This is a genomic window from Persicitalea sp. (assembly GCF_041751555.1).
In the GTDB taxonomy this organism is placed as follows: domain Bacteria; phylum Bacteroidota; class Bacteroidia; order Cytophagales; family Spirosomataceae; genus Persicitalea.
Genome location: NZ_JBGSXF010000158.1, coordinates 1 through 6,107, shown reverse-complemented (window position 1 = coordinate 6,107; position 6,107 = coordinate 1). Strand labels below are relative to the sequence as shown.

Below are 6,107 nucleotides of genomic sequence, written 5' to 3'. Positions count from 1 at the left end.
GGGATCAAGTTTACCGACTTCGGCTAATTTGGTAAGATCGCGACCGAAATTGTCCAGCACTGGAGTGCGGGATTTCTCGCCGCCCTTGGATTCTTTGCTTGACGAACCACCGCTGCCGAACATACCGGAGCGGGGATCTTCATCGCCGTCGTCGGTATCCGACCCCATGCGGGGCGGAGTTCCTGATGATTGGTATTCTAACATTTCCTTAATGACTTCGTAGTTGACATTGAACCTATGCAGAATTTGGGTAGCCACGTTGTCTTCGTCGCGCAGGATCGAGAGCAGCAAATGCTCCGTACCGATAAGCGGACTTTTGAATATTTTAGCTTCCAGGTAAGTGATTTTCAACACTTTTTCCGACTGACGGGTCAACGGAATATTCTGTAGGTTTTTTACATTATTAGTAGCCGAGCCCTTGGTAGCCTGCTCAATGGTGAGCCGAACCTCTTCCAGGGAAACGCCCAATTTCTTCAATAAACCAATGGCCACGCCATCGCCCTCACGAATCATCCCCAAGAGCAAATGCTCTGCGCCGATAAAGTCGTGGCCCAAACGGAGGGCCTCTTCCCGGCTAAGGGTAATCACTTCTTTTACTCGATTTGAGAATTTAGCTTCCATGTATAGTCTGAAAAGTGGAATATCTTCTGATTTTTTTACAACGAATCTTCGTCAGGCTTTGTTCATTCAAGCCGATTGGGGCCAAATAGCCGACTGTCTGAGAATGAGGGGAGATTCAGGACCTTGATTAAACAGTAAGTCAATAATACTCAAATTTGGTACAAAATCATTGCCAAAGGTCTGGTAATACGGGATTTTTTGGTAAAAAAGTACTGTTTCGTCACTATTCCTGGGATTAATCAGCGATCTGGCATCGAAAACTGTTTTCTTAACGGCAGTCTCGTATGACAAAGTGTACGTAATTTCTTTCCCGATCCCCAAAAACCTGAGACATAATGTCAGCAATTCTTGGTTGAAATCAAAAAGAAAGGCAGGCGCCCGCTCGTAAACGGCTTCAAAATCGGGAGCGTAGTGTTCAAAGTACGGCGATTGACCGTAGGCAGATTGCAAACAACCCCAATGCCGTCGCACCCACGGTTGTCCGTAGTCTATCTTGACATCACGGATGGGTAAGGCCCGGCGACTTTCTTTGAGCGGTACGGTTAGCGTGTCGACCTTATTGGCCGTCAACACACGACATCGATTGCGCGGACTGCGGCGCGGCAGATTTTCGCAGGCTTCCAGCTTGAGCGTACCATACTGCAGAATACCAGCGAAGTACTCCAGGCAAGGTAAAAACTGCAATTCCAGCAGAATATCCGTAACTACTTGCCCCTCCGAGTACTTTTCAACCATTACTAAAGATGGTAAAGTCGCCGCAGAATATCAAAAGTACTGCGACAAATCGCCTAATCCTTCCCGCATGATCTCGAAGTCGTCCGTCGTTGCATCCACAATGGTGGAGCCGACATTACCGCCGAAGCCGCCATCCACGACGATGTCCACCAGGTTTTGAAACTTTTCAAAAATCAATTCGGGGTCGGTCGAGTACTCGATGATTTCGTCGTCGTCTTTGATTGACGTGGTGATGATTGGGTTGCCCAATTCCCGGACGAAGTTGCGTGGGATGTCGTTGTCCGGCACCCTGATTCCTACCGTCTTTTTGTTTGTGTTAAGTAGTTTGGGAACGTTGTTATTTGCTTCCAGAATAAAGGTGAACGGACCGGGCAGGGCCTTTTTCATCAACTTGAAAGTGGCGTTGCTTACACGGGCGTAGTCGGCGATGTGGCTCAGATCGTAACAAATGAACGAGAAATCGTTCTTCTGCGGCTTGACGCCCTTGATGCGCGCCACCCGCTCGACCGAACGGGCGTTGTGGATGTCGCAGCCCAGGCCATAGACCGTATCGGTTGGGTATATTACCAGGCCACCGCCGCGCAGGCAGTCGGCTACCTGCCGGATGCGGCGCGGGTCGGGGTTTTCAGGATAAATACGGAGTAGTTCAGCGGGCAAATCTAGCGGATAATTATGGCGACAGGCCAGGTTGTGAATATTTGACTAGGTTTCTGAGGGATAAGACTTCAGTAAAGTAGTTTCCTCAAAAACCCAAATTTAGCTTTCGTCCTCCAATTATCAAGCTATGAGCATGGTAGTTCTTGACTTGGTGGGCACTTCCGGCTGTCGGATGGCGGTAACGAGACCGTTGCGGACGACCTGATTCTTCGTTAGAAGGTAGTTTTCATTGAACGACTACATCCTACCGGGACATGGAGATGAGCAACCTCACCTTTCGGCCGACTTGATAACTACCCCCGACCCTTGCTGACGAAGCAAGCCTTTTATTTTCCAATTAAAATAGAACTGGTACAACCAGCTGATCGGAAGCCGCATTCGGCAGAGCAGCACAATGAGCTCGGTAGCCAATCCGGGATTTTCGATGTAGTTGAGTAGTTCTTTAAAACGAACGGCCAGTTCGAATTCCTGAGCGTAGAAACATTTACGAACGTATGTGCGGATGCGCTTGGCTAGGGCGTCGAACTCTGCTTGGGTACGATTGAGGTCGTAGGCTTTCTCACAAACCGCGTAGGTGGATTCGAGCATCCCGCTGCCGGGTTTGTAGCTGAGATTGGATAGCGAATGCCGCAGGATTCTTTTCTGGGTAAGTACTTCATCCTGATAGCCATATTTGCAAATCACCGCTGACCGCACCCAAAAATCGAAATCTTCGTAGGAAAGTGTTTCATCGTAACCACCGAGGCGATCCAGTAACGCACGGCGCATCATCATCGTGGGCGTACAAATGAAGTACTCTTCCAGAACGGCACGATACACATCGCCGCTGGCTATATTTTCGTGCGTCTTGCCGTTTTCGTCAATTTTGTAATGGAGGTGCAGCGGGCGACTCTGCGCATTCAAGTATTGGGCATTTGAGAATACTACGCCATAATCATCCGGCAGGCTCTCAAAAAAAGCTACCTGCCGGGCGATACGATTGGGCAATAGCACGTCATCAGCAGACAAGTCAATCATGTACTTTCCACTGGCAAGGCGAAGGCCCTGATTGAAGGCCACGCAAAGTCCTTTATTGCAATTATTGGCAATTAAACGGACGCCGGGATTTTCTTGGCAAAATTCCTCGATTCTTTGCGCGGTGCCATCGGTACTGGCGTTGTCGATCACGATCAGTTCCACGTTACGGTAGGTTTGTCCGACTACCGAACGCAGGGCTTCGATCACGAAATCTTCGTGGTTGTAGGCGGTGCAGATGACAGAAACAAGCGGCTTCAATTAATGATGAGTGATGAGTGATGAGAATTATCCTTTTTTCAGTTTATCGTTTTTCAGATTGGCTTTTCTGGTCAAGATTATGCTTCTGATTATTTTCATCAATTCTTCACAATCTTCGTACATAGAGCCGTACTCATTTTCAGTAAGATAGTCTGTGGCTTTCAAAAGTTCCAGCCAATAAAGTGTTTCATCGCACTCTTTCTGCGCTATGCTGAATTTATGGATAAAATCAGCCCCAGATTCCGCATTGTTAGATTCTCTGACATTTGCTCCAATTGAAGTACCAGATTTTAGTAACTGCCTAGTCAGGACAAATTCATGATGGTTCTTGCTGACGAACTGGCATAACTTCACCACCCGCACAGCGAAATCAAACGACTTTCTACGAACTACGCTTTTCTCTTCCATAACAAAATCACTAATCACTCATCATTCATAATTTATCCCTATAAAAACTGGCACGGTATTCGATACAATCTAGGCAATCGGTATTCGATACGGAGAATATTGAATACCGACTTTTATGGGTTAGGGTAATGTATATAATGCCGATCTGATAAGGTCGGCATTTATTGTTTGCCGACGTCCTCACTGAGTTCACCCTCGTCCTCCTCACCTTGCGCCATGAGAATGCTGGCATTTATTTCGAAACCGAATATCAGCAGCAAGGCGATCAGGTAAATCCAAATCATGAAGGCGATCATGGTACCGATGGAGCCGTAGAGTTTGTTGTAAGTACCGAAATTGGAAAGATAATAAGAGAAAGCGAAGGTAGCCAATACGATCAGGGCCGAAGCAATGAAGGCTCCTACGTTGAAAAACGACATTCGAACGTTCCGGTCGGGGGCGACGCGATAGATCAGTGACACGCCGATAGTGAGCGCAGCCAGCGTGGTAAGATACCTCAGGAAGTTGACCAATCCGATGATCCACGCTTCGCGCACGATGTCCCAGTCGTTCAGGATATCCATGATGTGATCGCCGATGATGAGCAGTACCACCGAAAGAAAAATTATTAGTGCCAGCAAAAGTGTGAGCATGAAGGCTATGCCACGCGTTTTGAAAAAACCTCGGGTGTCTTCGTCGCGATAGACAATATTGAAAGAGCGCATGAGCGATACCATGCCATTGGTGGAAGTCACGATGGTAAGAATGAAACCTACCGACAAAATCCCACGGCGCGGACGACTGATGATGTCCATGATGGTCGTCTGGGCCTCGGCGTAAATACTACTGGGCATGATTTCACGCAGGAAATCCATGATCTGCGGCTGCAGATCCTCGACCGGGATGTAGGGAATCAAAGTAAAGAAAGATATGATGGCCGGAAAGGCCGAAAGCGTCAGGCTAAATGCTACCGCCGTAGCCCGCTGATCGATGTCATAGACGATGAGTTTGTCGATGAGGTTCACCAGCACGTCGTATAGCGACACGGACCCCCGGAAAAGAGTCGTCCCCCTCAGCCAGTAGCCGAGTCGTTGCAGACGGGGATGTTCCAGAAGTTTCTCGAGCATTTATTTAATGCGCGGCGTCCCGCGGCGACAATTAACTGTGGACAGTGGTAGCTGCACTGGAAACGAATTACGTAAACCCTATTGGTGATAATACGGACTGAGTTTTTCCAACAAGCCTTCCGGTGCCTGGCATAAGCGCCCCGTATCGCGTCGTTGGAATACGAGTGTCGTTTCGCCCGTGTTCAACAATTCCTCCTTCTGATTATGGATTTCGTACTCGAAGACCACACGGGCGGTCGGTAGTTTTGGCAACCGCACCAGAATCGTCAGCAGATCGTCGTAGCGGGCGGGCTGGTGATAGCGCGAGCGGTTTTCATAGACGGGCATCAGCACACCCGCGTCTTCCATTGCCTTATAATGAAAGTCCAGACTACGCAACGCCTCCACCCGCCCGATTTCATAGTAGCGGGCATAGTTTCCGTAATACACGTAACCCATTTGGTCTGTGTCGGCGTAACGCACGCGAATATTTTTTACTTCGTAGCTAAACATCAGTATCCCCTCCCTAAGTCTACTTCGCTTTCCAAAGCTTCTCCAGCCTCCAGATTAGCCAGGTTACGAAGGAAGAGTTCGACTTTGCCCACATCCTCGTCGGCTTGGCCGCCGCCGGTATGCTGAGTCAGGATGACGTTGGGCAGCGTCCAGAGCGGGTTATCGGCGGGCAGGGGTTCAGTTTCGGTCACATCCAGCACGGCCCCGCTGAGGTGGTCGTTGCGCAAGGCGTCGAGCAGCGCATCTTCATCGGTCGTGTTGCCACGGCCTACATTGGCGTACACACTGCCGGACTTCATAGTAGCTAGCATTTCGCGATCCACGTACTTTTCTACCGTGCCCGGCAGGGTATTGACTACAATGTCCACCAGCGGCAGCACGGTTAATAGTTCTTCTTTATTGCGTATTTCGGCATTTGGCGCGGTGCGGGCTACCGTTCTGACGCGGCAGCGAAAGCCTTCCAGAATTTGCCTAGTTGCGGTGCCGATGGTACCGCCGCCCAGCACGACTACCTCACGGCGATCCATGAGACCGAGGTAGGGTCGCATCGCGTGGCCCACCCATTGTTTGTTTTGTTTCAAAAGCGTGAGCGCGTCGATGCCCCGGTAGAGAGCCAACAGCCCGGCCACGATGGTTTCGGCGCAGGGTCGGGCGAACCAGTCGCCCATGTTGGCAGCGCGGCCTTTGATTTTCACACCTTTATATTTATCGAATCCGGCGGAATCCAATTGCCAGAATTCCAGGTCGATCGGCTTAGTGTCTAGCCATTGGAGCGGCGGGTTGCCTAAAATCAGTTGCCCGCGGTCAAATTTT

General features: G+C 49.6%; 8 protein-coding genes. All 8 read right to left on the bottom strand.

All coding sequences use genetic code 11. The annotated features are described in order from the left end of the window. A partial coding sequence (locus ACEW8P_RS05505) for a Clp protease N-terminal domain-containing protein (RefSeq protein ID WP_373512104.1) occupies positions 1-621 on the bottom strand: 621 nt, incomplete at its 3' end. 66 nt (positions 622-687) lie between these two features. Next, positions 688-1,356: a WbqC family protein gene (locus tag ACEW8P_RS05500; protein WP_373512103.1), complete on the bottom strand. Its 669-nt coding sequence runs from the start codon at positions 1,354-1,356 to the stop codon at positions 688-690. 30 nt (positions 1,357-1,386) lie between these two features. Then, a complete protein-coding gene (locus ACEW8P_RS05495) occupies positions 1,387-2,013 on the bottom strand; it encodes an L-threonylcarbamoyladenylate synthase (RefSeq protein ID WP_373512102.1) in 627 nt (208 codons plus the stop codon). Between the two features lie 270 nt (positions 2,014-2,283). Continuing rightward, positions 2,284-3,288 (bottom strand): glycosyltransferase family 2 protein, encoded by a 1,005-nt coding sequence (locus ACEW8P_RS05490; protein ID WP_373512101.1) that lies wholly within the window; start codon positions 3,286-3,288, stop codon positions 2,284-2,286. A gap of 27 nt (positions 3,289-3,315) precedes the next feature. Further along, positions 3,316-3,696, bottom strand: a complete 381-nt coding sequence (locus tag ACEW8P_RS05485) for a four helix bundle protein (protein WP_373512100.1) — start codon at positions 3,694-3,696, stop codon at positions 3,316-3,318. A 161-nt stretch (positions 3,697-3,857) separates the two neighbouring features. After that, on the bottom strand, positions 3,858-4,802 hold the full coding sequence (locus tag ACEW8P_RS05480; protein WP_373512099.1) for a YihY/virulence factor BrkB family protein: 945 nt from the start codon (positions 4,800-4,802) through the stop codon (positions 3,858-3,860). 78 nt (positions 4,803-4,880) lie between these two features. Beyond that, positions 4,881-5,294, bottom strand: coding sequence for an acyl-CoA thioesterase (locus tag ACEW8P_RS05475; protein WP_373512098.1), 414 nt, complete (start codon positions 5,292-5,294; stop codon positions 4,881-4,883). Next, on the bottom strand, positions 5,294-6,107 hold an 814-nt coding region (locus tag ACEW8P_RS05470; protein WP_373512097.1), incomplete at its 5' end, for an NAD(P)-dependent oxidoreductase. The genes ACEW8P_RS05475 and ACEW8P_RS05470, both read right to left, overlap by 1 nt.